Source organism: Vibrio mediterranei, assembly GCF_900088415.1.
Classification (GTDB): domain Bacteria; phylum Pseudomonadota; class Gammaproteobacteria; order Enterobacterales; family Vibrionaceae; genus Vibrio; species Vibrio mediterranei.
In genome coordinates, this window is record NZ_FLLQ01000001.1 from 60,167 (window position 1) to 81,616 (window position 21,450).

Annotated in this window: 21 protein-coding genes and 1 tRNA gene; 10 read left to right on the top strand and 12 right to left on the bottom strand. The window is 42.6% G+C overall.

Translation table 11 applies throughout. The annotated features are described in order from the left end of the window. Positions 1-17 precede the first annotated feature (17 nt). Positions 18-560 (top strand): cupin domain-containing protein, encoded by a 543-nt coding sequence (locus VME0621_RS00270; RefSeq protein ID WP_006069549.1) that lies wholly within the window; start codon positions 18-20, stop codon positions 558-560. A 209-nt stretch (positions 561-769) separates the two neighbouring features. Continuing rightward, complete coding sequence (locus VME0621_RS00275) at positions 770-1,300, top strand: hypothetical protein (protein WP_143696320.1); 531 nt, start codon at positions 770-772, stop codon at positions 1,298-1,300. Positions 1,301-1,354: 54 nt separating this feature from the next. Here the strand turns inward: VME0621_RS00275 and VME0621_RS00280 are convergent, their stop codons facing one another. Together VME0621_RS00280 and VME0621_RS00285 are read right to left on the bottom strand one after the other, a co-directional pair. After that, on the bottom strand, positions 1,355-2,842 hold the full coding sequence (locus VME0621_RS00280) for an aldehyde dehydrogenase (protein ID WP_062461180.1): 1,488 nt from the start codon (positions 2,840-2,842) through the stop codon (positions 1,355-1,357). 17 nt (positions 2,843-2,859) lie between these two features. After that, positions 2,860-3,408, bottom strand: coding sequence for a cupin domain-containing protein (locus tag VME0621_RS00285; protein ID WP_038227041.1), 549 nt, complete (start codon positions 3,406-3,408; stop codon positions 2,860-2,862). 237 nt (positions 3,409-3,645) lie between these two features. Here VME0621_RS00285 and aptA point away from each other — a divergent pair, with 237 nt between their 5' ends. The 3 genes from aptA to VME0621_RS00300 are packed head-to-tail and all read left to right on the top strand — an operon-like array spanning position 3,646 to position 7,241. Beyond that, entirely contained in the window at positions 3,646-4,992 is a 1,347-nt protein-coding gene (aptA, locus tag VME0621_RS00290) for an omega-aminotransferase AptA (protein WP_006069552.1), read from the top strand. Between the two features lie 4 nt (positions 4,993-4,996). Beyond that, positions 4,997-6,493, top strand: a complete 1,497-nt coding sequence (locus tag VME0621_RS00295) for a CoA-acylating methylmalonate-semialdehyde dehydrogenase (RefSeq protein WP_038227039.1) — start codon at positions 4,997-4,999, stop codon at positions 6,491-6,493. Positions 6,494-6,500: 7 nt separating this feature from the next. Further along, positions 6,501-7,241: a type 1 glutamine amidotransferase gene (locus tag VME0621_RS00300; RefSeq protein ID WP_062461183.1), complete on the top strand. Its 741-nt coding sequence runs from the start codon at positions 6,501-6,503 to the stop codon at positions 7,239-7,241. Positions 7,242-7,438: 197 nt separating this feature from the next. Here VME0621_RS00300 and VME0621_RS00305 read toward each other — a convergent pair whose 3' ends face one another. Both VME0621_RS00305 and norR read right to left on the bottom strand, forming a co-directional pair. Further along, complete coding sequence (locus VME0621_RS00305; RefSeq protein WP_062461186.1) at positions 7,439-7,798, bottom strand: glutaredoxin family protein; 360 nt, start codon at positions 7,796-7,798, stop codon at positions 7,439-7,441. Between the two features lie 107 nt (positions 7,799-7,905). Then, positions 7,906-9,489, bottom strand: coding sequence for a nitric oxide reductase transcriptional regulator NorR (gene norR / locus VME0621_RS00310; protein WP_062461189.1), 1,584 nt, complete (start codon positions 9,487-9,489; stop codon positions 7,906-7,908). 303 nt (positions 9,490-9,792) lie between these two features. Here norR and hmpA point away from each other — a divergent pair, with 303 nt between their 5' ends. Then, on the top strand, positions 9,793-10,992 hold the full coding sequence (gene hmpA / locus VME0621_RS00315; protein WP_062461192.1) for an NO-inducible flavohemoprotein: 1,200 nt from the start codon (positions 9,793-9,795) through the stop codon (positions 10,990-10,992). Between the two features lie 27 nt (positions 10,993-11,019). Here the strand turns inward: hmpA and VME0621_RS00320 are convergent, their stop codons facing one another. From VME0621_RS00320 to VME0621_RS00335, 4 genes are all read right to left on the bottom strand, one after another. Continuing rightward, entirely contained in the window at positions 11,020-11,559 is a 540-nt protein-coding gene (locus tag VME0621_RS00320; RefSeq protein ID WP_062461196.1) for a hypothetical protein, read from the bottom strand. Further along, positions 11,556-12,092 carry a YaeQ family protein gene (locus VME0621_RS00325; protein WP_006069559.1) on the bottom strand — a complete coding sequence of 179 codons (537 nt, stop codon included), beginning with the start codon at positions 12,090-12,092 and terminating at the stop codon, positions 11,556-11,558. Before VME0621_RS00325 ends, VME0621_RS00320 begins: the two co-directional genes overlap by 4 nt. Positions 12,093-12,236: 144 nt before the next feature. Next, on the bottom strand, positions 12,237-12,446 hold the full coding sequence (locus tag VME0621_RS00330; protein WP_006069560.1) for a cold-shock protein: 210 nt from the start codon (positions 12,444-12,446) through the stop codon (positions 12,237-12,239). Between the two features lie 436 nt (positions 12,447-12,882). After that, positions 12,883-14,046: a threonine/serine exporter family protein gene (locus VME0621_RS00335; RefSeq protein WP_006069561.1), complete on the bottom strand. Its 1,164-nt coding sequence runs from the start codon at positions 14,044-14,046 to the stop codon at positions 12,883-12,885. Positions 14,047-14,514: 468 nt separating this feature from the next. On the opposite strand from VME0621_RS00335, the gene VME0621_RS00340 reads away from it, so the two are divergent. Next, positions 14,515-14,589 (top strand) — tRNA-Gly (locus tag VME0621_RS00340). A gap of 215 nt (positions 14,590-14,804) precedes the next feature. On the opposite strand, the gene VME0621_RS00345 is transcribed toward VME0621_RS00340, so the two are convergent. After that, positions 14,805-15,236, bottom strand: coding sequence for a hypothetical protein (locus VME0621_RS00345; protein WP_062461199.1), 432 nt, complete (start codon positions 15,234-15,236; stop codon positions 14,805-14,807). A gap of 611 nt (positions 15,237-15,847) precedes the next feature. On the opposite strand from VME0621_RS00345, the gene VME0621_RS00350 reads away from it, so the two are divergent. Then, entirely contained in the window at positions 15,848-16,315 is a 468-nt protein-coding gene (locus VME0621_RS00350; protein WP_062461202.1) for an HAD family hydrolase, read from the top strand. 104 nt (positions 16,316-16,419) lie between these two features. Beyond that, complete coding sequence (locus tag VME0621_RS00355; protein WP_124942187.1) at positions 16,420-16,641, top strand: hypothetical protein; 222 nt, start codon at positions 16,420-16,422, stop codon at positions 16,639-16,641. Positions 16,642-16,684: 43 nt separating this feature from the next. Here VME0621_RS00355 and VME0621_RS00360 read toward each other — a convergent pair whose 3' ends face one another. The 3 genes from VME0621_RS00360 to VME0621_RS00370 form a co-directional block, all read right to left on the bottom strand. Beyond that, entirely contained in the window at positions 16,685-17,872 is a 1,188-nt protein-coding gene (locus tag VME0621_RS00360) for a multidrug effflux MFS transporter (protein WP_062461205.1), read from the bottom strand. Positions 17,873-18,029: 157 nt separating this feature from the next. Then, complete coding sequence (locus VME0621_RS00365; RefSeq protein ID WP_062461207.1) at positions 18,030-20,018, bottom strand: peptidase U32 family protein; 1,989 nt, start codon at positions 20,016-20,018, stop codon at positions 18,030-18,032. Positions 20,019-20,109: 91 nt separating this feature from the next. Then, the gene (locus VME0621_RS00370) at positions 20,110-20,826 is read right to left on the bottom strand and encodes a GntR family transcriptional regulator (protein ID WP_062461210.1); all 717 of its coding nucleotides are present in this window, start codon (positions 20,824-20,826) and stop codon (positions 20,110-20,112) included. 175 nt (positions 20,827-21,001) lie between these two features. On the opposite strand from VME0621_RS00370, the gene VME0621_RS00375 reads away from it, so the two are divergent. Beyond that, a complete protein-coding gene (locus tag VME0621_RS00375; protein WP_143696319.1) occupies positions 21,002-21,439 on the top strand; it encodes a glycine zipper family protein in 438 nt (145 codons plus the stop codon). The last annotated feature ends 11 nt before the right edge of the window (positions 21,440-21,450 follow it).

Consider the following 21,450-nt stretch of genomic DNA (forward strand, 5'->3'; position numbering starts at 1 on the left):
TAATTTGGGAGAAAGACATGGATGTAGGTAAGCAACTAAAAACAATTCGTACCATGCGAGGGATGTCACAGCGTGAACTCGCTAAACGAAGTGGTGTCACCAACTCCATGATCTCTCAAATAGAACAGAACTTAGTAAACCCCTCCGTTGGCTCTTTGAAAAAGATCCTCGACGCTATACCAATCTCAATGGGAGAGTTCTTCACCCTCGACGTTGAGCCTAAAGATGACATCTTTTTTAGTGCGGAGCAGATGGCGGATTTAGGGGATGGACAGATAAAAATGTTGCTAGTTGGTGCAAAGCGAGAAGGTCGCCAATTAGCAGTCTTAAGAGAAATCTATCCGCCAGGCTCAGATACTGGTACTGACTTCATTGAGCATGATGGAGAAGAGGGTGGCGTCATAATTCGCGGAGAGATTGAGATTACGGTTGGTAGCCATACCAGAGTATTGAAGGCGGGCGACTCGTATTACTTTGAAACTCGCAAACCACATCGCTTCCGCAACAAGGGAAAGGTCGAATGTGAACTTATTAGTGCGGCGACACCTCCAACTTTCTAAATCTATCCCTCCTGTTACTTATGGCGAAGCTATGCTTCGCCATTTTTCATTCCTACAAACTATTACGAACTCATTCAAAGCAGGACAAAGAATAAGTATATTTCACTTATTGATTTGTAAATAATAATTGTTATTCCTATGCCGTCGTATAGTTAGCTGCGAACCTATATAGACATTTAACCTATCATTTACATTAATAAATAATAACAATGAAAAAATACATATTCACTTTGTTGTCGTTCATGCTATTTGGTTGCTCTACGACGCCACCTGCGTCTACTGTTGAGTACCAGAAACACTCGTTTGTCTATGACACTACATTGACTTCGTTTCATTGGCAGGGTGGGTATTCCACTTCGGTTAACAATAAACATAAAATCGAACTTGTTCGAGGTCTAGTGTATGAAGGCTCACACGCAAACCTCACATTTGAATTTGATACTACCCCCTTTCGCGTGAAGAACCTTGAGCTGTCTGACGAGGGGAACAAATCGGTGATTGTGATGCCACGAGTAGGGGCGTCATCAACCAAGAGTGGAAAAGTTCGTAACACGTTTAAACTCAGCTGTGCCGATCTGGATGCATTGCCAACCCTAGACACCGCTTATTTGTCAGTTATCGAAGGAAAGTCGAAAAAGCAACATAAGTTGCAGGGCAGCCCCTTAGCCGATTTCCTAAAAGAGATTCATGACTACTGTCATATGAGTAACAATGGTCAAACAGCTTACGCTCAGCGTTAGGTTATTTTGGTAGAGTTTAATAATAAGGCCTAGCGTTAGCTAGGCCTTGTCATTTTAGTCTAATTCAATCCAAGTTGATTTTACTTCAGTGTACTTATGCAGCGCATGCAGCGACTTATCACGACCGTTACCACTTTGCTTGTAGCCACCAAACGGCATGGTCATGTCACCACCGTCCCAGTTATTTACGAATACCGTTCCCGCTCTTAATGCACGAGAGCATTTAATGGCTGTTGACATGTCAGATGTCCAAATACCTGCCGCCAACCCGTATTCGCTATCGTTAGCAAGTTGGATCGCTTCATTAATCGAGTCAAAACTAGTAACACATAGAACGGGCCCAAAAATCTCTTCTTTATAGATGCGCATATTGGGTGTGACATCAGTAAACAAGGCGGGTTGAATAAAGAAACCATCGGTGTTGCTCATTGCGGGCTTACCACCGTAAGCTAGTGTTGCTCCTTCTGTCTGACCAATGTCGATGTAACTTAATACACGCTCATACTGTGCAGCATCTACTATCGCACCGACCCGCGTATCACTCTCAAGAGGATCGGCAGGCTGCCAATTCGCCATGTATTTCTTAACCAGTTCAATAAACTCATCTTTAATAGAGGAATGAACCAAAAGTCGTGAACCTGCTGTACACACTTCCCCTTGGTTGTAACAGATAGCGGAGGCGGCGGTTGCAGCAGCTTTTTCTATATCTTTAACGTCGTGATGTACAATGTGGGGGCTCTTGCCGCCACATTCCATAAATGCACGTTTTAGGTTGGATTCACCCGCGAAAGATAACAGCTTTTTACCTACGGCGGTTGAACCAGTAAAAGTGATACAATCGACATCGTTGTGAAGCGCTAATGCTTGTCCTGCCTCATGGCCAAAGCCAGGTAGTACTTGAAACACTCCGTCTGGAATACCTGCTTGTTTGGCCAAGTCGGCGAGCAAAATAGCGGTGAGAGGTGATTTCTCAGAAGGCTTCACAATAACTGAATTACCGGTTGCTAATGCGGGCCCAATCTTCCAAGCCGCCATAACTGTAGGGAAGTTCCAAGGTACGATTGCCGCAACGACACCTAGTGCCTCGTGAGTCACAAGTGCTAATGCTCCTTCTGTTACTGGGGCTACTTCATCATATACTTTGTCTATGGCTTCTGCGTTCCATTGAATGCAGCGCGCGGTAGCCGGCGCGTCATATCCCATTGCATCTGATATCGGTTTACCCATATCGAGTGACTCGAGAAGGGCAAACTCTTCTTTATGTTCGTCAATGAGCTTAGCGTAGTTAAGTAGGATCGCTTTACGCTCTGCTGGTGGTAGACCGCACCAGACACGGCTCTCAAACGCTTGGCGAGCAGCATTTACGGCAATCTCAACATCTTTATCTGTGCAGCGGGCGACATGCGCCAATAGGTGACCTGTTGCCGGGTTAATGATTTCAAACGTATCGCCGGAGACTGAATCAACAAAGTGTCCGTTGATAAAGGCCTGAGTACGAAAACTCAACGCTTCGGCTTTATCATGCCAAGTCATAGTGTCCATATTGTTTACCTTCTTCCTTAAAAACTGGCTGGTGAGTTTGCACTGACAATGATGCAATCAATATCAGAAGTATTTCTAAATCGGTGAGTACGTGTACTGTCGAAATAATAGCTGTCGCCTTCATGTAGAACGACGACTTCACTGTCGACCGTGAGCTCTAACTCGCCTTGAACAATAACACCGCATTCTTGACCTTCGTGAGCGAGCATCTCATCTCCGGTGTCTGCACCTGGAGCGAGGGTTTCTCTCAACATGCCAATTTGCCTGTCGTCGTGATAGTGACCTATCTGGCGATAGCTGATCTTTCCTCGGCCTATTTCTGGTTGTTGCTGTTTGCGTGAAAAAAACTGATCAGGCTTTGGTTCATCAACAGCAAAAAACTCCGCCATAGATGAAGGGATCTTGCTAAGTAGTTTACTCAGCGACGCGACAGAAGGGCTTACGGCGTTACTTTCAATCTGAGAAATGAATCCATTGGTCACGCCGGCTCTTTTGGCTAACTCACGCTGTGATAAGCCTGCACGTTCTCTTAGTGCTTTAAACCTTGGTCCTATTTCTGTTTCCATTAGGCGAAATCTCCAACTCTTCCCTTTGTGATTAGTAAACTAAACACAATCCTAGCTCACTAAACAGAAAAAACCAGCAAATGTTTATAATTTAATCATTGAATAGGCAAATAAAACGTTATATAGTCAATTTTGTTCATTATTTAATAACATTGCATTTACATGTTGTAGTTCGAGTGTCTAGCGGTGTTTAGTAAAAGAAACAATGCTGTTCAGCATTTTTAGTTGGAGTGCACGATGCAAGGTATAAACAAGCAAGGTACAACTAGTTCAGGAAATATGGATGCTTTTTGGATGCCGTTTACTGCTAACTCGCAGTTTAAATCAGCGCCACGCATGTTAGTTTCCGCTGAAGGGATGTACTACACGTCAGAAGATAAACGCAAGATACTCGATGGTACAGCAGGTCTATGGTGCTGTAATGCAGGACACGGGCGTCATGAAATCAGTGAAGCGGTGGCGAGTCAGATTCACAATCTAGACTTTGCGCCAACATTCCAAATGGGTCACCCATTGCCATTTGAATTTGCTGAATCACTCTCAGAAATAGCGCCATCAGGTTTGAATCGCGTATTTTTCACTAACTCAGGTTCAGAATCTGTTGATACCGCATTAAAAATCGCGTTGGCTTATCAGAGATGCATTGGTCAGGGGACTCGTACGCGTCTAATTGGTCGAGAGCGTGGTTATCACGGTGTCGGGTTTGGTGGTATTTCCGTAGGTGGAATTGTAAATAACCGCAAGACATTTGGTAGCTTGTTAACTGGTGTCGACCACCTTCCACATACATTGAGCATTGAAAATAGCGGCTTTAGTAAAGGGTTACCTGATTATGATCCCGGCTGGGCAGAAAGCCTAAACAATATCGTTACTCTGCATGATGCAAGTAACATTGCTGCGGTTATTGTTGAGCCGATTGCAGGATCTACAGGGGTAATTCTTCCTCCTAAAGGTTACTTGAAACGTCTTCGTGAGATCTGTACTCAACATGGCATCCTATTAATATTTGATGAAGTTATTACTGGATTTGGTCGCATCGGTAGTCCTTTCGCAGCGCAAGAGTTTGACGTCAAGCCTGACATTATTACTACCGCTAAAGGCTTAACTAATGGTGCTATTCCTATGGGAGCCGTTTTTGTCAGTGACGAGATTTACCAAGCGATGGTGGCTCCAGATAGTCAAGCTATCGAGTTGTTCCATGGTTACACCTATTCCGGCCATCCAGTAGCCGCAGCGGCTGGTTTAGCGACACTAGATATTTATCGCAATGAGAATCTCTATACACGAGCGGCTGAGCTCTCAGACTATTGGGAGCAAGCAGTCCATAGCTTAAAAGGGCTACCTCACGTAAAAGACCTTCGCAACTATGGTTTGATTGCTGGTATTGAGTTGGAAGGAATTGCGGGTAAGCCAGGATCTAGAGCGTTCCAAGTCTTTACCAAGTGTTTCGAGAAGGGCGCACTGATTCGTGTCACTGGGGACATCATCGCGCTTTCTCCGCCGCTGATTATTGAGAAGCAGCATATCGACGATTTATTTACTCTGATTGCAGACGTTTTGCAGAATATTGATTACAAGGAATAAGACTATGTCAGTTTTGGTATCTAATTTTATCAACGGCCAAATGGTAGAGAGCCACAGCGGAAGAAACGCAGACTTGTTTAACCCGGCAAATGGTGAGTTGCGAGGACAAGTCCAACTATCAAGTGCTAATGAAGCGCTAGAAGCCGTGGCTGTGGCGAAAAAGGCGCAAGAGGCTTGGCAAGCAACACCACCACTGCAACGTGCTCGAGTTATGTTCAGATTCAAAGCTTTGCTTGAAGAAAACGCAGATGAGCTCGCTACGTTAATTTCTACCGAGCATGGCAAAGTACACAGCGATGCACTAGGAGAACTGACACGTGGATTAGAAGTGGTTGAGTTTTCTTGTGGTATCCCACATCTGCTAAAAGGTGAACATTCACTTAATGTTGGACGCGAGATAGACAGCTATTCGTTAATGCAGCCAGTTGGCGTCTGCGTCGGTATTACACCATTTAACTTCCCTGTAATGGTGCCGCTATGGATGATCCCAGTAGCGCTTGCCTGCGGAAACAGTTTTATCCTCAAACCATCTGAAAAAGATCCGAGTGCGTCTTTGAAGCTGGCAGAGTTGCTGAAACAAGCAGGTCTTCCTGATGGCGTTTTCAATGTTGTCCAAGGTGATAAAGAAGTGGTTGATGCGCTTCTTGAGTCACCAGACGTTGCAGCCGTGAGTTTCGTAGGTTCCACGCCGATCGCTGAAGCTATCTACAGCAAAGGAAGTGCAAATGGCAAACGAGTTCAAGCGTTAGGCGGAGCTAAGAACCACTTAGTTGTTATGCCTGATGCTGACCTTGAAGGGGCGACAAATGCTATTATGGGAGCGGCGTATGGTGCGGCGGGAGAGCGTTGTATGGCTATCTCCGTGGCGGTTGCTGTTGGTGATGAAACTGCCGACCGATTGGTGGCACAGCTGAAACAAAAAGTGGAAGCATTGCGCGTAGGCCCAGGGCTGGGAGTATCACCTGAAAACGAAATGGGTCCATTGGTGAGCGAGCCTCACATGAACAAGGTTACGGAATACATTCAAAGTGGTGTTGACCAAGGCGCAACGCTTGTAGTGGACGGGCGTGGCATCAATACCTCTGCTCCAGGTTACTTTGTAGGCGGGACGTTATTTGACAATGTTACTCCAGACATGACCATTTATAACGAAGAGATTTTTGGTCCCGTATTGTCGGTAGTGCGTGCCAAAGATTATCAAGAAGCACTGCAACTTATTAATGAGCACGAATTCGGTAATGGTACTGCGATTTTCACTCGTGATGGTGATACCGCGCGCGACTTCTCAGAAAAAGTAGAAATCGGTATGGTAGGGGTTAACGTGCCAATTCCAGTGCCAATGGCATTTCATAGCTTTGGTGGTTGGAAGCGCTCAATCTTTGGACCTCTCAATGTTCATGGCAATGATGGCGTGCGCTTCTATACTCGTATGAAGACGGTTACTGCTCGCTGGCCTAAAGGGCAAAGAGAAAGTGAATTTGTAATGCCAACAATGAAGTAGGTGATAGATGAAGATAGGGATATTAACGTGCGGCCATGTGGACTCGCCATTATCAGATGACCATGGTCAATACGCAGACATGATTGAGGCCTCTCTCTATGAGGTCAACAATGAGTTCACTTTTCAGAACTACGATGCGACAAAAGGAGAGTTACCTCATCATGATGAATGCCATGGGTTTATAATCACAGGTAGTGTACACAATGCTTACGATAATCATCCCTGGATTCTCAAACTCATGGACTGGATAACGCGCTGTGAAGCTCGTCGACGTCCACTAGTAGGCATCTGTTTTGGACATCAGGTTATTGCGAGGGCTCTCGGCGGCAAGGTGCAAAAATCGGAAAAAGGGTGGGGACTTGGCAGCTATGAAGTTCAAATTACCGCTCAGAAGAAATGGATGAATCTCTCTGTAGACTCTGCGCGTCTATTAGTGAGTCATCAAGACCAAGTGATTATTGTCCCTGGCGGCGTGAAAGTTATTGCTACTAATGATTTTTGCCCCAACTTTATGCTTGTGAAGGATAATCATATATTCACAGTCCAAGGACATCCTGAGTTTAGCTCCAGCTTTACAGAAAAATTGGTGGAGAAGCGTAAGCATCTCCTAACGCCTCAGCATTATGACCAAGCGTTTATTGAAATAAACAAAGCACAAGACTCTGCGTTAATACTGCATTGGATTGATAATTTCTTTGTAATGGCGCAGCAAGGTAAATATGCTGAAAACTTGCAACAAGCCGTGTAGCGGCAATTAGGAAAGTAAAAAAGAGCTCATTATGAGCTCTTTTTTAGGTAAGTTATAAAAGCGAGTTTTAGACTCCGTCGCTGAAATAGGCGTCACCCCTTCGCAGGCAGGGAGCCACTCACAACTCGTGTCGGGCTCTGAGCATTCTTATCTTAATTACTAAACGTACCGTGGAATAACGGTTTGTATAACGACGCCTAAGCAAACTCTTGTTGCAGATAAGAAACAATGTCGGAAGACTCATACATCCATTTCTCTTCACCACCTTGAGTGATCTTCAGACAAGGTACTTTTACTTTACCGCCACCCGCTAGCAGCTCGTCACGCGCAACTGAGTCATTTTTAGCATCTTTCAACGCAATGTTGACTGATTGACGTTTCATTTCTCTACGTACTTTCACACAAAAGGGACACGCTTCAAATTGATAGAGCTGCATAGTTTGCGCTTTTTGATCGGCTTGTTGCTGTGCTTCAGGCGTGCGTTTAACGCCACGCGGAGAGAAAACGAAATTTAATAGCAGTATGATTTTACCAAGAATAATACGGATGAACTTCATAAATAACCTGTTGAGCAGTCTTGTTGTTTTTAGAAAATTATAATGACGGTATGCGAGACATACCGTCGAATATTAACATCTTATTTACGATTCTGGTACGGTTAACATTAACTGCGAGAAAGGGTATGGCTTTTGGTCACACTAATTCCCAATCGTTTCGATAAGCGAATCAAGTTAGCTCGATCAGTTTTAAGGACCCTGCTTGCCTTAGCCCAGTTATACTCGCATTCAATTAAGGCATTGGATATCAAGCTTCTTTGATATTCTTCGGTGGACTCTCGAATGCCTTTCGAGTGGTCAATCACTGGAGCGCTTGTTTTACTTTGTTTGGTCGGAGTGATGCGGCTTTCATCGTCAAAATGTCCACAGTCGTCAATGCTTACGGTGACCACCTTCTTATCAAACAGCCTTGCTTTAGCTTTCAGAGCTGCTCGGTTAATAACATGTTCTAGTTCTCGAACATTACCGGGCCATGAATAGCGGTTCAAATGAGATACGACATTTGGACTTAGCTTGATTTGGTTAATGCCAAGCTTACGTCGAGCTTGCTCCAGAAAGAAACCAGCCAGTAACTCTATATCGCCGTTTCTTTCACGCAATGGCGGTACAGAAATTGGGTAAACACTGAGTCGGTGATAAAGGTCTGCGCGGAACTTACCTTGTTCAACTTCTTCCTTGAGTTCACGGTTGGTTGCGGCGAGGACTCTAACATTGATCTTTTGAATCTCATCCTTACCAACGGGTTGTATTTCGTTATTCTGTAATGCTCGTAAAAGCTTACTCTGTGCAGCAAGTGGGAGCTCGCCAATTTCATCCAAAAATAGTGTCCCGCCATCGGCTAGCGCAAATTTACCCATGCGATTTTTATCTGCACCCGTGAACGCCCCTTTTACATGACCAAATAACTCACTCTCGATGAGGTTTTCAGGAATTGCCGCACAGTTAACATAGACTAACGGGTTCTGTCGGCGAGTTGATTGGTAATGTAGATTACGTGCCACCAACTCTTTACCAACACCGGTCTCACCATGAATTAAGATATTAAAATCTGATGGCGCGACAATTTCGATATCGGATTTCAACACGCGCATTAACTCGCTATCACCGATCATATCGCTGCCATCTCGTTCCCAAGCTTCGACGTTGAGTTCTTCAAGCAGTTGTTTGGATTGTTTGGCTTGGTATTCCAGCTGAGAGAAAGTTAGTGCCATTTTTAATGTGGATGCAGCAATGGCAGATAATACTTCTAGGCTGCGCGTTGGAATGTGGTCAAAAGCATTAGTCCCTAGGCTATCGAGGGTGAGGGCTCCCAACATCTTGTCGCCAAAAATCAAAGGCAAACCCATACAAGAGTGCATTGGAAGATCGCCATGGTGGTCAATGAGCAAGCCGTCAAATGGGTCAGGCAACTCAGAATCGGCGTCAAAGATAACCGGAGATGTGGATGCGCAAATCTGAGCGAATCTTGGATGTTCACGAATAACGAACCTGCGCCCTAGAGTATCGCGGCCTAAGCCCTGCATCGCGAGAGGAACAAGCGTATCACCTTGAAGTGATAACAAGGCAACACAGTCACACATGATGGTTTTTCTGATGGTATTGATAAGCGAATCGAAGCGTTCTTGGTCGTTATTGCTGCTGGCTAGGCCAATAGTCAGCTCCATTAAGTTGGAAGGAGAAATGTCTTGCATAGGAGATTACAACTTATGGTAATGAGTATGCTAGGCATTATAGAGTCATATTGACCTAAATTAAAGCAGTCATTTTGACTGATATTTAATAGTTAACTCTTGAATAAGCGAGAGTTTTTAAGGATTTCAAAATTGGCACGCTCTGTGCTTTGTAGGTATTCGTTGAAAAACAAATAAGTGTGATTCTCAACTCGCACTATACCTGAGAGAAATATCTCAAGGGATACAACTAAAACTATAAAAAAACAATATGAGGCAGTCGAAGTTCGTACTGTAAAAGTCTAAGCCTTCTAGGGAGCGTATATGCTAAATAACAACCATATCGAAATCATCAAGAGCACAATTCCATTACTTGAGTCTGCAGGCCCTGCTTTAACTCAGCATTTCTATCAAAGAATGTTCTCTCACAACCCTGAGCTGAAGGACATCTTCAATATGACGCACCAAAAGACAGGGCGTCAAAGTGTTGCTCTATTCGAAGCTGTTGCTGCGTATGCTAAAAATATTGAAAACTTAGCGGCGCTTACTACAGCCGTTGAACGTATCGCGCACAAACATACTAGTTTTAATATCAAAGCAGAACACTATCAAATCGTTGGTCACCACCTCATTGAGACCTTAAGAGAGCTGGCGCCAGATGCGTTTACCAAAGAAGTTGAAGAAGCTTGGACTGAAGCTTACCTATTCTTAGCGCAAATCTTTATTGATCGTGAGGAAGAGCTATACCAGTTGCGTGAAAAGGCGACCGGTGGATGGCGCGGTACTCGCCGATTTGTGGTAACTGATAAAAAGCCTGAATCTGAGTTGGTTATGAGTTTTGTCCTTACTCCAGAAGATGGCGGCAAAGTCCTTGATTATGAAGTAGGGCAGTACCTAGGTGTACAGGTCACACCTTCAAAAGGTGAGAATGTAGAAATTCGCCAGTATTCACTTTCCCAAGCTCCAAATGGTGAAAATTACCGAATTTCTGTCAAGAAGGAAGGTAATAACAGCGACCAGTTAGGTTTGGTATCTCACTATTTGCATGATGAAGTGGAAGTGGGTACGGTGATCGAAATACTGCCTCCTGCAGGGGACTTCTTCTACAAAGAAGTTAATAAGCCGGTCGTTCTGATTTCTGCAGGTGTTGGCTGTACGCCAATGCAAGCAATGCTTCAACAGTTGGCAAAGGATGGCAAGTCCGATCCTGTTACCTATTTGCATGCCTGTGAAAACGAACAGCAACATTCTTTCATTGATGAGGTAGATACCATCGTATCAGCAAAAGGTTGGAACCATAGAGTGTGGTATCGTGAACCACTTAATGCAGAGGGTATCAATAATTCGAGCACAGGTTTAATGGATCTAGCACAAATCAAAGATTCTCTTCCAACGAACTTTGGGCACTTCTATACCTGCGGCCCAGTAGTCTTTATGGACCATGTTGTGAAGCAACTTGAATCGATTGGCGTTGAGCGAGACAGAATTCACTACGAGGTATTCGGACCTCACGCCAACCTTTAATCGCCGCTAACGAGTTGATTCAGCTCGCTAGTTGAACCATTTCTCAAACCACCGTTTCCATCCAGAAGACGGTGGTTTGTTTGCTTCAAACTCTCGAAAACCAAGATAATAGCTTTGGTTAAAGTCGGTACGTAGAACATCAGCGCTTTGATCGAGCAGTCCACTAATTGCGTTACTGGTTTGTGTCGCGTGATCATTGGCCAAACTATAATCCATACCAAGATAACCTTGAATATATAGCCATATATGCGTGACGAGTTGCAACTCTTCCAGCACCGGTAGCCGAAAAGCCTTCGCATGTTTCTCTTCAAGCTGTTGATCAAAAATGGATTTCATTTCAGAGATTTGCTCTATATGAGATTCAACTGAGGAAAGGGCTTCAACGTTTAACTTAGTGAAAAGGCCAAGAAGCAGGTGAGTTGGGCTAGATTCTGGCTTATTCTCTTGAGCTGTTGCGAACAGCAAGTTTTCTCGTTCACACAAATTATCCAGTGCTTCAGATTGAACATTGACAAGCTGAATTTGATTAACCTTAATACTGTTAAGCGCTTCCCTCAATTCGATCATTTGTCTTGCAACTCCTCAATCGTCACTTCTGCTGATCCAGTCTCTGCGTCGACAAATAATGAGGTACCGGTAATCATGACTGAGAGGTCCATTGTGCGAGTGACCAGCGAAGAGAGGGCTTCAATCGAGTCATTATTGAAACGGTAAACACTGGCATCGAGGTAACCGAATTTACCTTGGTTTTGTTGCCACCATACGTCGCTTTTAGTGTTGAAGCTGTAAACTTTGGTCTTTTTAGCCAAACGTGTCGCTTTTTTGACGCGCTCAACGTCAGGCTCTCCGATATCAATCCACAGTAAGGTTTGATCGTCGAGAGATTTTTCCCAGATATCAGGCTCTTCAATCGTCGATAGTCCCTTTGTGAACTGCAGATCAGGAGAGGCATTGAGACAAAAAGCCATGAGCCTTGCCATCATACGTTGATGGTTTTCAGAAGGGTGCAGTGCTACGGTCAGATTAAAAGAGTCATAATAATCTCGATTCATATCCGTTAACGCTACGCGAAACTTATATATGGTTGGTTTTAGTGCCATGGGAGTGTCTAATTCGTAGAATAGTAGTGTCTATAGTACGCTTCTGGGCGCAAAAGGGTATAAACAATAGAGCGAATGTGCTTCAAGTGATATAAAAATAGCCAGCTAGGCTGGCTATTTATCGAAGGTATTGCTTACTGGCAGTTAAACCAAAGTAATCTCTTCAGCTTGAGGACCTTTTTGGCCTTGTGTCACTTTGAATGCCACTTTTTGACCTTCAGCTAGAGTACGGAAACCGTCCGCTTTGATGTTGCTGAAGTGAGCGAACACGTCAGGACCATTTTCTTGTTGAATGAAGCCAAAGCCTTTAGTTTCGTTGAACCACTTAACTGTACCAGTAACTGTGTTAGACATATCTATATCCTAAATTTTACTATCTTTTGTTTCTTGTTTGCCAAATCCGGCAGCTATAGCGTGGAAAAGTAAATTGCTATTGCGTACAACGCGTCGGGGGAATTCCGAGAATTCAACGAATGCCTTTTGTAAACAATGGAACTAATTTTCTAGCCAGTCATGAATATAAGGTAGTTCTTACCTAAGTCAAAGATAGTTACTTGGAAAGTTGCTGAATATTTGAAGTTCAGCTCGTTTTTAAGTGTCAATTACATGACATTTCAAACAAACGAGCTTATTTTTATGATCTAAGTCAAGATAGGTGTTATTGCCATAACTTGTTGATATAAAACATTATTTCGACTAGTGAATTAATAGTTTTGTAAAGATTTTGCAAACAATTCTATTATTATGAACCCCAGTGGAGTTCTATAAAATAATCTTCTTATTAAGTATTTTATCGCTCAATCTTTGGTGAGTAGATTGAATATGCGGTTATTTGTCCGGCTACGATAGCAGAAAACATAAATAATGCGGATAAACCGATGTTTGGTATCGGAAGAATCGATTGTTCGAACACTGATTGACTTGCACTAACGAGAACACGGCTACCAGGAACAAGAATAATAATGCCTTGAACAATATAAATTGAGCCTGTTAGATCCAAGCGTTTCGCTACCCATGTACCGTATAACGTTATCAATACAGTGGTGACCCAAGTACCGACGATCCAGCCGCTATCAAAGCCTAAATAAAATGGCCCCCACATACCTAATACAGCAACGGGAAGACCCAACAAAATATCCTTAGGTCTAGCGTTGAAAATCACACCGATTGAGGTAGAGATAAGCAGTAATCCAAAGCAATGAAGCCAGAGTGGCACCTCATTGGTATAAGAGAGTGATTCTGTTTGCCCCCATAAAGCTTCACCAATATTCAAGCCCATTATCACACCAATGAACAGTTTGATGAGGGTAAGGGCACTCTGTCCTAAAAGGGCAGTACCTGAAACGAGATCATTGAACGCCAAACACTCTAAAGAGTTAGCAATGGATAGGCCGGGCACAAATAGTACCACCGACGCAATACATAACGCCCAAATAGGAATGGCCGCACCTGTACTTGCAATGAAGGCAACCAACACGCCTGTCAATAACGCAGACACAAACTCAACAGCAATGGAGTTGCGACCTTTATAAATAAGTTGGCATATCCAAACCATCAAACCCAATAAGATGGAGAAGCCAATCGCTTCAAGCGTACTTCCTACCAGCATAAGATAGGCTGGTGGAATCCCCATATTGGCTAGGGCAACCACCCATTTAGGGTAACCAACGGGCTCAGGAAGCGCTTCGTTACTTGGTTGGTTGATACGGATAATAGTATTAGCGAGCAAACTGAGGTTAATGGATGCTGGCTTTAAACGCTTCATTACTACCGTATTGTTTTTGTCCGGAAACTGATAGTTGATAGCCGTAGGTGTTGCTTGAACCATTACATCAAGTCCGTGCTTTTGAGCATAGTATTGCGCGTACTTTTCCACTTTATATGGAGCACAACCACTTCGATGAAGTGTGTCGCCAATTTCTACGATTTTTCTGATGGTTTGTGGAGAAGGCATAGTTCCGTCTAATCAATTAAAAGCACTCGATTTAATGGCGTAAAGGTAACAGAGCTTAATAGAATTATCGAGAGTGAATATTCGAAATATTGTCAATTCTATGCAGTTTTATAATGGCAGAACTGCGAAAAGTGCAAGCGATTGCGCTAGCTGCCCCATATAGGTAGCTTAGCAGCAGATTATCGACAGTGTTACTTGAATTATTATTGGCAAATAGAGATGTACTGATTTCAGCATTACTAAACGACGAACTCAGGTGACTGCTAGGATCAGCAACATAAATTCAGTTTAAATCACCACAAGTTCTAAACGTTTGTCGGGTCTGTCACAGTTTAACGTGAATCGGACATCTAAAGAGAGTAAAATTCGTTCGTTAAGAATAAAAAATGTGCAAACAAACACTTAAGTCCTAATTAGTGCTTTTCTTTTGTCTCAGATATGGCATATTAACTCTCGTTCCACGATGATGCGTGCATCGTATAATGGCTATTACCTCAGCCTTCCAAGCTGATGATGCGGGTTCGATTCCCGCTGCACGCTCCAACTTCTCCCCCATGTTATTTACTCTTCACATAACACCTGAAACAACTAAGTGTTCTAGAATTACATTCCTAAGCTTTCGCTCGCCATAAATGAACTACACCATTTAGATCAAAAATCGTCTGCTTGGACATCTAGGGTATTCAAAAATCGTGTCTGCTTATGTTGCAAGTGATGATAGTACCGCCCGACTTGCAAACAGGCGGCACATCAGAATATCAATAGAACGTTACCTTCGCGTTATATTCTACTTGGTCATCATCGCCCACAACATTCTTGTAGTAGTCAACAGTAAAGTAAATAGGTTTGTCCTTTTTGACTTTTTCAGCAATCTTCTTGTCTAAATTCTCAACAGACTGGAAGTCATATACATGGAAAGTGTAACCAGGTTTTAGGTTCATCTCTTTAGCTTGTTTGCTCGTAATGTAAGTTTCTCGATAGATGGGAGATAAGTAAGAATCAAACTGCTGTCTAACCTCATCGCCATCCGATACTTCATATCCAAAATCATTAACAACCAACGTGCCACTTTGTAATGATTCCATGGACGCATCCATGTTCTCTTTATCTGAGCTTTGTGTTGCAGTACAAGCGATGGTTAGTATAGAAAAAGATACGAGCATCATGAGTCTGAAAATAGATTTATACATATTTAACCTCATACTTCCTTTTTAGTGTTAATTTAGTCATTAGTCAGAATGTTACTGACAGCTATATTATAGGTAAGATTATGAGTAGTTCCATTGGTTGATTTTATCTATGGCCGTTATTTTACGGGTTGAAGGGTGACAAGGCGTTTTTTATAGAATGATATTGGGCAGTGCTAAGTTAAAAATGCATTAAATCAAAATGCTATCGTGTTTTTTATCTCTAGAATCCGTACTCTAATAAATACTCAAGTGAATAAATAATTGGCTAACTCTAAATCCACTCATCAGAATAGTAATCTATTTAAACGTTAATTAGGTGTCCTTTATACGTGTAAAATTACTATCGTATTGATAATCAGAGTTTTTATTGATTTAGTAATGCTAAAATCTCTTTGAAGTATAATTCAGTAGTCGTTGTGATATCTTCGCATTAAGATTAAATCACGATATTTCCACTAAGCATTAGATTACTTGGATTTACAATTAGTACGAGTTAATCGTATTGTGATTAATTTTGTTTTGTTTGTTGAGATTTATAATTAACCTGTATTTTATTGAGGGTTTGTTTTTGATAGTAGTTTAAATGAAAGAAACTTCTTCGAGGAATAAATATGAGTATTGAAATACCTATACCAAATTGGCCTAAAACGATTAAAACGGTATATTTTGGATTTGATGGTACGTTAGCTGAGGATGGAAAGCTCATTGGGGGCGTCGAAAATAAGCTAAGAGAGCTTGCTTCATTAGTAGATATTTACGTGCTAACTGCGGATACATTTGGCACCGCCAAAGACGTTTTGTCGTCTCTACCCGTTAACGTAGTCACTTTAGACCACTGTAATACTCAAAGACAGAAAAGCGAGTCTATGTTTACACCATCCTCAAGCTCTGTTGCTATTGGTAGAGGTCTAAACGATGTACTTATGCTTGAAAAAGTGACGTTAGGCATTGTCGTTCAGACAGCGGAAGGTGTTCACCCAAAAGCACTTATGCGAGCAGAACTAATCTCTAACAGCATTCACGAAGCCATCGATTTACTTTTGAATCCGAAAAGATTGGTATCTGGTTGTCGTATATAAGTTCATTAGCAACATATTCAACATAACTAATATGCGGAGCAATCCAGTGGAAAGTTAACTGCTTACCAGTTGAATACGAATTAATAACCACGTGAGAACGAGAAATGAAAAGAAAATTAGTACTAATGATATTAGTTGCACCACTAACTCTATTTGGTTGTGCAAACAACATACACCAAGCCCCTAAACCGGTGAAAACTGAGGTTCAGCATTATTGTGAGGCGAATGGTGGTAGCTTTATATCCGCTTCTAATGAGTGCAAACTCGAAGATGGCAATATTATGGATGCGACGGTTTATTTTCAAGATCATCAACCGGACTATTAATCATAATACTTGCTGATGTTATGTCTTTAGTGATTTCTTGGGTTTAGGGAGATGAAGATGATTGCTCTGCATTAAATCCGTTGCGGATATTTGTGAATGTAATTGCTGCGAAGAGCGTTATCACCATTGATAAATGCCAAGGTTCACTCAAACCTATCCGAACCAATCCCATACTAACCAGGGATGATACAATCATCTGCCCACCTCCAGATAAAGCGGCGGCGACACCTGCTTGTTTTTTGTATGGAAGAAGGACCATTGCTTGAGAGCAAGGGAGTGCGATGCCGTTACCTAAAATCATCAAAAACTGACCTAACATTAAATAGATAGGTTCGAGGGGAGATAGAAATAACCAAAGTGCTGCAATTAGGTGTATGAGAGGCGTACAAAAGAGCATGTTTCTTGTACCGATGATAGGACGTATTCGATTACATAGTGTCGTACCTAAAATCATACCGAAAGCCGGGATAAGCGCCCATAATGCGTACTCATCAGAATTCATACCAATTTGATTCTGCATGATAAAAGGCATAACGGATACGGTAGTGATCATTAAACTGAAGTTCAGCCATCCGATACTGGCGAAGCTCATAAAGTAGGTCGAACGCATCAGTTCCCAGTATTGACACAGCATTTTTCGTGGAGATGGTATTGAAGATTTTTGAGCTACTGTTTCTTTGAATTGGAAAGCAATAACTATCCATGCCAATGCAACATAACTAAACAAGGAAACGAAAACCATGCTCCAACCGAAATGGAAGTTGATGAAACCACCGAGGACTGGCGCAATGACAGGGGTTATGGAAGCGGCCATTGCGATGTAGGACATAGCAATTGGAAGATCAGCACCGTTAAACTGGTCTCTGGTTGATGCTCTAGCGAGTACGGCACAGCATCCCGTCCCTAAGCCTTGTAAAAATCGGCCTAATACCATCCCTTCAAACGTACTCTGAAAGACAATTATTGTTATTAGCCCCATTAAGGCGATGATGAGTCCCGATAACAGGACTTTTTTTCGTCCCACAGCATCTGAAATGGGACCATACAAGAATTGAGATGGTCCGAAACCCAATAAATAGATACCGACCAGAAGCTGTGCTTGGTCCAAAGAAATATCAAAATCCGCAGCAATCCAAGGCAGTGATGGGAATACTAAGCCCATACTCAACTGACCAACACTAATAATTAGGCAGGCGAGTAGTATTACTTTGTAGCGAATTCCATTTGTCATTGGTGTTCCATCAAGAGACTCTAAGACTAGATAGAGGAGTTGGGAGTTGAATTTGTATTACATAATACTCTGTTTATTTCGATTATGCGCTAGGTTTGAATGTAAATCTTGGTAAAAAACCAACGGTAACAATGGGCTACCGTTGGTTAGCTAGGGCCTAAATACCCTTCGAATATTGGTGGTTAGTTGTTGGCGAGATGAGAGTCGCTATAACAGCACCTGATGTATGCTCTGGCTCATCCAGCCACTGCAAAAAAGTGTTGATAATTAGCTGCTTATCGTCGTTGACCTTAGTTTCAGTTTGAATGTTGCGCATATCAATGAATACATCCGTAATTAGATCGTTGTGGTCATTGAGTACTTCTAGGTTTAGAACATTCAGCTCACTATAAAGGCTGTTAAACGAACCTTTTTGTTTATCGACCACATATGGGTTGTCTTTTAAGTTAATGATGGACGTTCGTTTACTGCAGCGCTTCAAACAGCCATTATTTACCTTAATCTTTTTACATCCTTCAGTTTGTTGGAATAAGCACTGTCGACTGGTAAGTAACGTATTTGGGTGATAAACACTGTAGAACGTTCGCATCGTAGTTGGACGACGGATGTACTTGAGCTGTTTTTTGCTCAGTTCATTCGATAAGAACGCGCCACTGGCTTGGTATTCTTCGTTTAAACATTTGAGCGAATAAGAGTTCGCAGTGTTCATCTGAGGGCCGGCGATCCAATTCAACCCAGTACTTTGTGCGTAAAAGCCGACACCTGAATTATTAGTTACCAGTATCGATGGATTAATGGCATCTAACAGCTGTTTCGCCGCCTCAAAATCATCACCAATTAAAATGGCAGGGAACCATGGTTTGAGTCTAGGATTAGCTTCAAAGAGCGCAATGAGTGATGCTAACTCGGCTTTTAAACCCATCGGCAATTGATAGTAGACATCGACATTATCGTTAAGCGTTAGACTGACGTCGTGTTCCGATGAAACAAGTATGGAAAGGCGCTTTTTACTACCAATTGTCGGGTTTTCAAGTAGAGGCGCTAGTTTAGGAGCTTCAATGGAGCCTTTTAAGCTGGTTACGGTATTCGTTGCACCGAGGTCCATCGCCGAAACTTCAGACTCAACATGTTGAATAATTTTGGTTTTCTTATCGTAAAGACGACGTTTTACGGACTGAATTTCATCACTGGTAGTGCATTGATAGACCGTTGAGAAGTGCTTTACTGCGTGATCACGCGGGTTGTCGATATACATGTTTTTTCCAAACTCACCTTGCAGGAAGCCATTGGAAAAATCACGATTAAATACGGTGTAAAGATCGGTTGTATCATTGGAGAGTGCTTTGCCGTCGCACAGACGGTCAATTTGTTTTCTCCAGTTATCAACGACAGTATAGACGTAATGAGGCTTCTTAATACGGCCTTCTACTTTGAGAGAATAAACTCCAGCATCGGCTAATGCTTGCAGGTCATTAAAAGCGGAATTGTCTTTTAAGTTTAATGGATAATCGGAACCTACTTTTGTCGTCTCATACTGCTCACGACATGGCTGACTGCAACGTCCGCGGTTGCCTGACGCACCATTGCGAGCAGAGCTAATATAGCAAAGGCCAGAGAATCCAATGCAATATGAACCATGGACAAAGACTTCCATTAACACGCTGTGCTGGTGGCCGAATTTGGCTAAATGGCCAATCTCTTTGATATTCAACTCGCGCGAAAGATTAACTCGACTTACCGTCATCTGCTTTAAGAACTCAATTTGCCCAGTATTGTGGGTATTAAGCTGAGTCGATGCGTGCACATCTAATTCAGGAAAATGGTGCTTGAGTAGGTAAGCGAGTCCTAAGTCTTGAACGATGACGCCGTCAATATCAGTTTGTGCTAACTGAGCAAGCAGTCGCATGACTGCTGGAATCTCACTCTCCAGGATCAACACATTAAGCGTCAGGAAAATCTGGCAGTTGTTAGCGTGTGCGAGTGCCAAAACACCTGTTAAGTTTTCTAAGGTTAGGTTTGCTGCGCGGTTTCGAGCGTTAAAGCGGTCTAGTCCGCAATAAACGGCATCAGCGCCTGCCGCAATTGCTGCTTTAATAGATTCAACATCACCACCAGGTGCTAAAAGCTCAAACTGATCTCGTGTCACAACTTATACCCTACCAATAAAAACGAGGGCGTATTCTACGGGAACTTAAGCAGAATTTCTCACCTTATTAACTGTAAGGATAAGCAAGGTGTTAACGTTTGAGTGAAACCGCGACCGATTCATAGGTGAAAAGTGGATTAGAACCAAGCACCATAGATTCCCCGAGTACCGAATGAATATTGATGAGGTAGGTGGTTAATAACTCACGATAATCGGAACGTGCTGAATAGATCGCTTTGTGCACTACCATGTCGAGTTCACCCGGGGCATACAAACTGCGCCACTGTTGGCAGTGATGAATAGTATAAAGTCGTAAGTAACGCCTCAGGTTTTGCAGCGACTGATGGATAGCGCGCTGCACCACCACAGCTTTGTTTGTTGGGATAAGCAATTCAAACATTCCCACTAAATGTTCATCGATATGGTAAAAACTGGGCAGGTCTGGATCATTCAGTTTAGTGCTCTCGCCAAATTTGCGAAAGTGATAAAGCAACTGGTACTCCTGAACTACGCCATCGTTTTCTTTCTCGGGTGCTACTCCTTTTTTAGGTAATAGTTGGTGACACAGGAAGTCAACAATGCTGTTTAGTTCGTCCATTGATAGAGGAGCAACACATGCTCCATGATTAGGACGATAGTGAATAAAACCAGTATGTGATAATGCTTGAACAGCCTCTCTTAGAGGCGATAAGCCCAGTGAGTAGCGTCTAGCGAGGTCTTTAATTACTAATCTTTCTGATGGTCTAAGAAGTTGCTCTATGATGTCTTTTTCGAGGTATTGTTGTGCTTTTACTTTTATGTTGCTCATGATTGTTAATTTATAAAAGAATTTCTTCAATTATGTTTAGCTAACCTCGAAGTAAATAGAGTAATTTTACGGAATGATTAATTAAGGCTAATTCTGATTCAGTAAAATTACGGTACGACTCGCAACTTTTAATGTGCATGCTATTTCAATGTTTGACAAATAGAGTAGTTAAAATATGAAGAAGCTAATAGCAGCAGGAATGATAATGAGCGCGTCTTTTTTATCAATGGCACAAGAACCAGTGAAAGGTGGAGACATTATTGACCAAAAATCCAAGCTTATTTTCAACTATGATAATGTCACAAAAGATGTTGCGGAGCAGGAATTAGCACATTGTCAAAACTTAGCAAATCAAACTCAAGAAGAAGTGGCCTCTTCGCGAGGCAGCGGAGCTAGAGGGTTGCTTAAAGGTGCTGCCGCTGGTGCTGCGACAGGAGCAATTGCAGGTGGTAGTGGTTCTGACGCTGCAAAAATCGGTGCGGCGGGTGGACTCTTGGTCGGTCGTGTAGCGGGCAAAGGAAATGAGAATGCACAACAGCAAAAGAATTTAGAAAATTATAAGACTGTGCTTCGCAATTGTATGATTGAGAGAAAGTATGAAGCACTTAACTAAATAGGATGTTT

Bases quoted from the DNA above. Each gene is read 5' to 3' on its own strand.
- aptA (WP_006069552.1), top strand. From the start codon at position 3,646: ATGCAAGGTATAAACAAGCAAGGTACAACTAGTTCAGGAAATATGGAT.
- VME0621_RS00305 (WP_062461186.1), bottom strand. From the start codon at position 7,798: ATGAAGTTCATCCGTATTATTCTTGGTAAAATCATACTGCTATTAAAT.
- VME0621_RS00355 (WP_124942187.1), top strand. From the start codon at position 16,420: ATGAAAAGAAAATTAGTACTAATGATATTAGTTGCACCACTAACTCTA.
- VME0621_RS00270 (WP_006069549.1), top strand. From the start codon at position 18: ATGGATGTAGGTAAGCAACTAAAAACAATTCGTACCATGCGAGGGATG.
- VME0621_RS00330 (WP_006069560.1), bottom strand. From the start codon at position 12,446: ATGTCTAACACAGTTACTGGTACAGTTAAGTGGTTCAACGAAACTAAA.
- VME0621_RS00285 (WP_038227041.1), bottom strand. From the start codon at position 3,408: ATGGAAACAGAAATAGGACCAAGGTTTAAAGCACTAAGAGAACGTGCA.
- VME0621_RS00320 (WP_062461196.1), bottom strand. From the start codon at position 11,559: ATGATCGAATTGAGGGAAGCGCTTAACAGTATTAAGGTTAATCAAATT.
- VME0621_RS00335 (WP_006069561.1), bottom strand. From the start codon at position 14,046: ATGCCTTCTCCACAAACCATCAGAAAAATCGTAGAAATTGGCGACACA.
- VME0621_RS00300 (WP_062461183.1), top strand. From the start codon at position 6,501: ATGAAGATAGGGATATTAACGTGCGGCCATGTGGACTCGCCATTATCA.
- VME0621_RS00370 (WP_062461210.1), bottom strand. From the start codon at position 20,826: ATGAGCAACATAAAAGTAAAAGCACAACAATACCTCGAAAAAGACATC.
- VME0621_RS00295 (WP_038227039.1), top strand. From the start codon at position 4,997: ATGTCAGTTTTGGTATCTAATTTTATCAACGGCCAAATGGTAGAGAGC.
- VME0621_RS00360 (WP_062461205.1), bottom strand. From the start codon at position 17,872: ATGACAAATGGAATTCGCTACAAAGTAATACTACTCGCCTGCCTAATT.
- VME0621_RS00280 (WP_062461180.1), bottom strand. From the start codon at position 2,842: ATGGACACTATGACTTGGCATGATAAAGCCGAAGCGTTGAGTTTTCGT.
- hmpA (WP_062461192.1), top strand. From the start codon at position 9,793: ATGCTAAATAACAACCATATCGAAATCATCAAGAGCACAATTCCATTA.
- VME0621_RS00375 (WP_143696319.1), top strand. From the start codon at position 21,002: ATGAAGAAGCTAATAGCAGCAGGAATGATAATGAGCGCGTCTTTTTTA.
- VME0621_RS00325 (WP_006069559.1), bottom strand. From the start codon at position 12,092: ATGGCACTAAAACCAACCATATATAAGTTTCGCGTAGCGTTAACGGAT.
- VME0621_RS00275 (WP_143696320.1), top strand. From the start codon at position 770: ATGAAAAAATACATATTCACTTTGTTGTCGTTCATGCTATTTGGTTGC.
- VME0621_RS00345 (WP_062461199.1), bottom strand. From the start codon at position 15,236: ATGTATAAATCTATTTTCAGACTCATGATGCTCGTATCTTTTTCTATA.
- norR (WP_062461189.1), bottom strand. From the start codon at position 9,489: ATGCAAGACATTTCTCCTTCCAACTTAATGGAGCTGACTATTGGCCTA.
- VME0621_RS00350 (WP_062461202.1), top strand. From the start codon at position 15,848: ATGAGTATTGAAATACCTATACCAAATTGGCCTAAAACGATTAAAACG.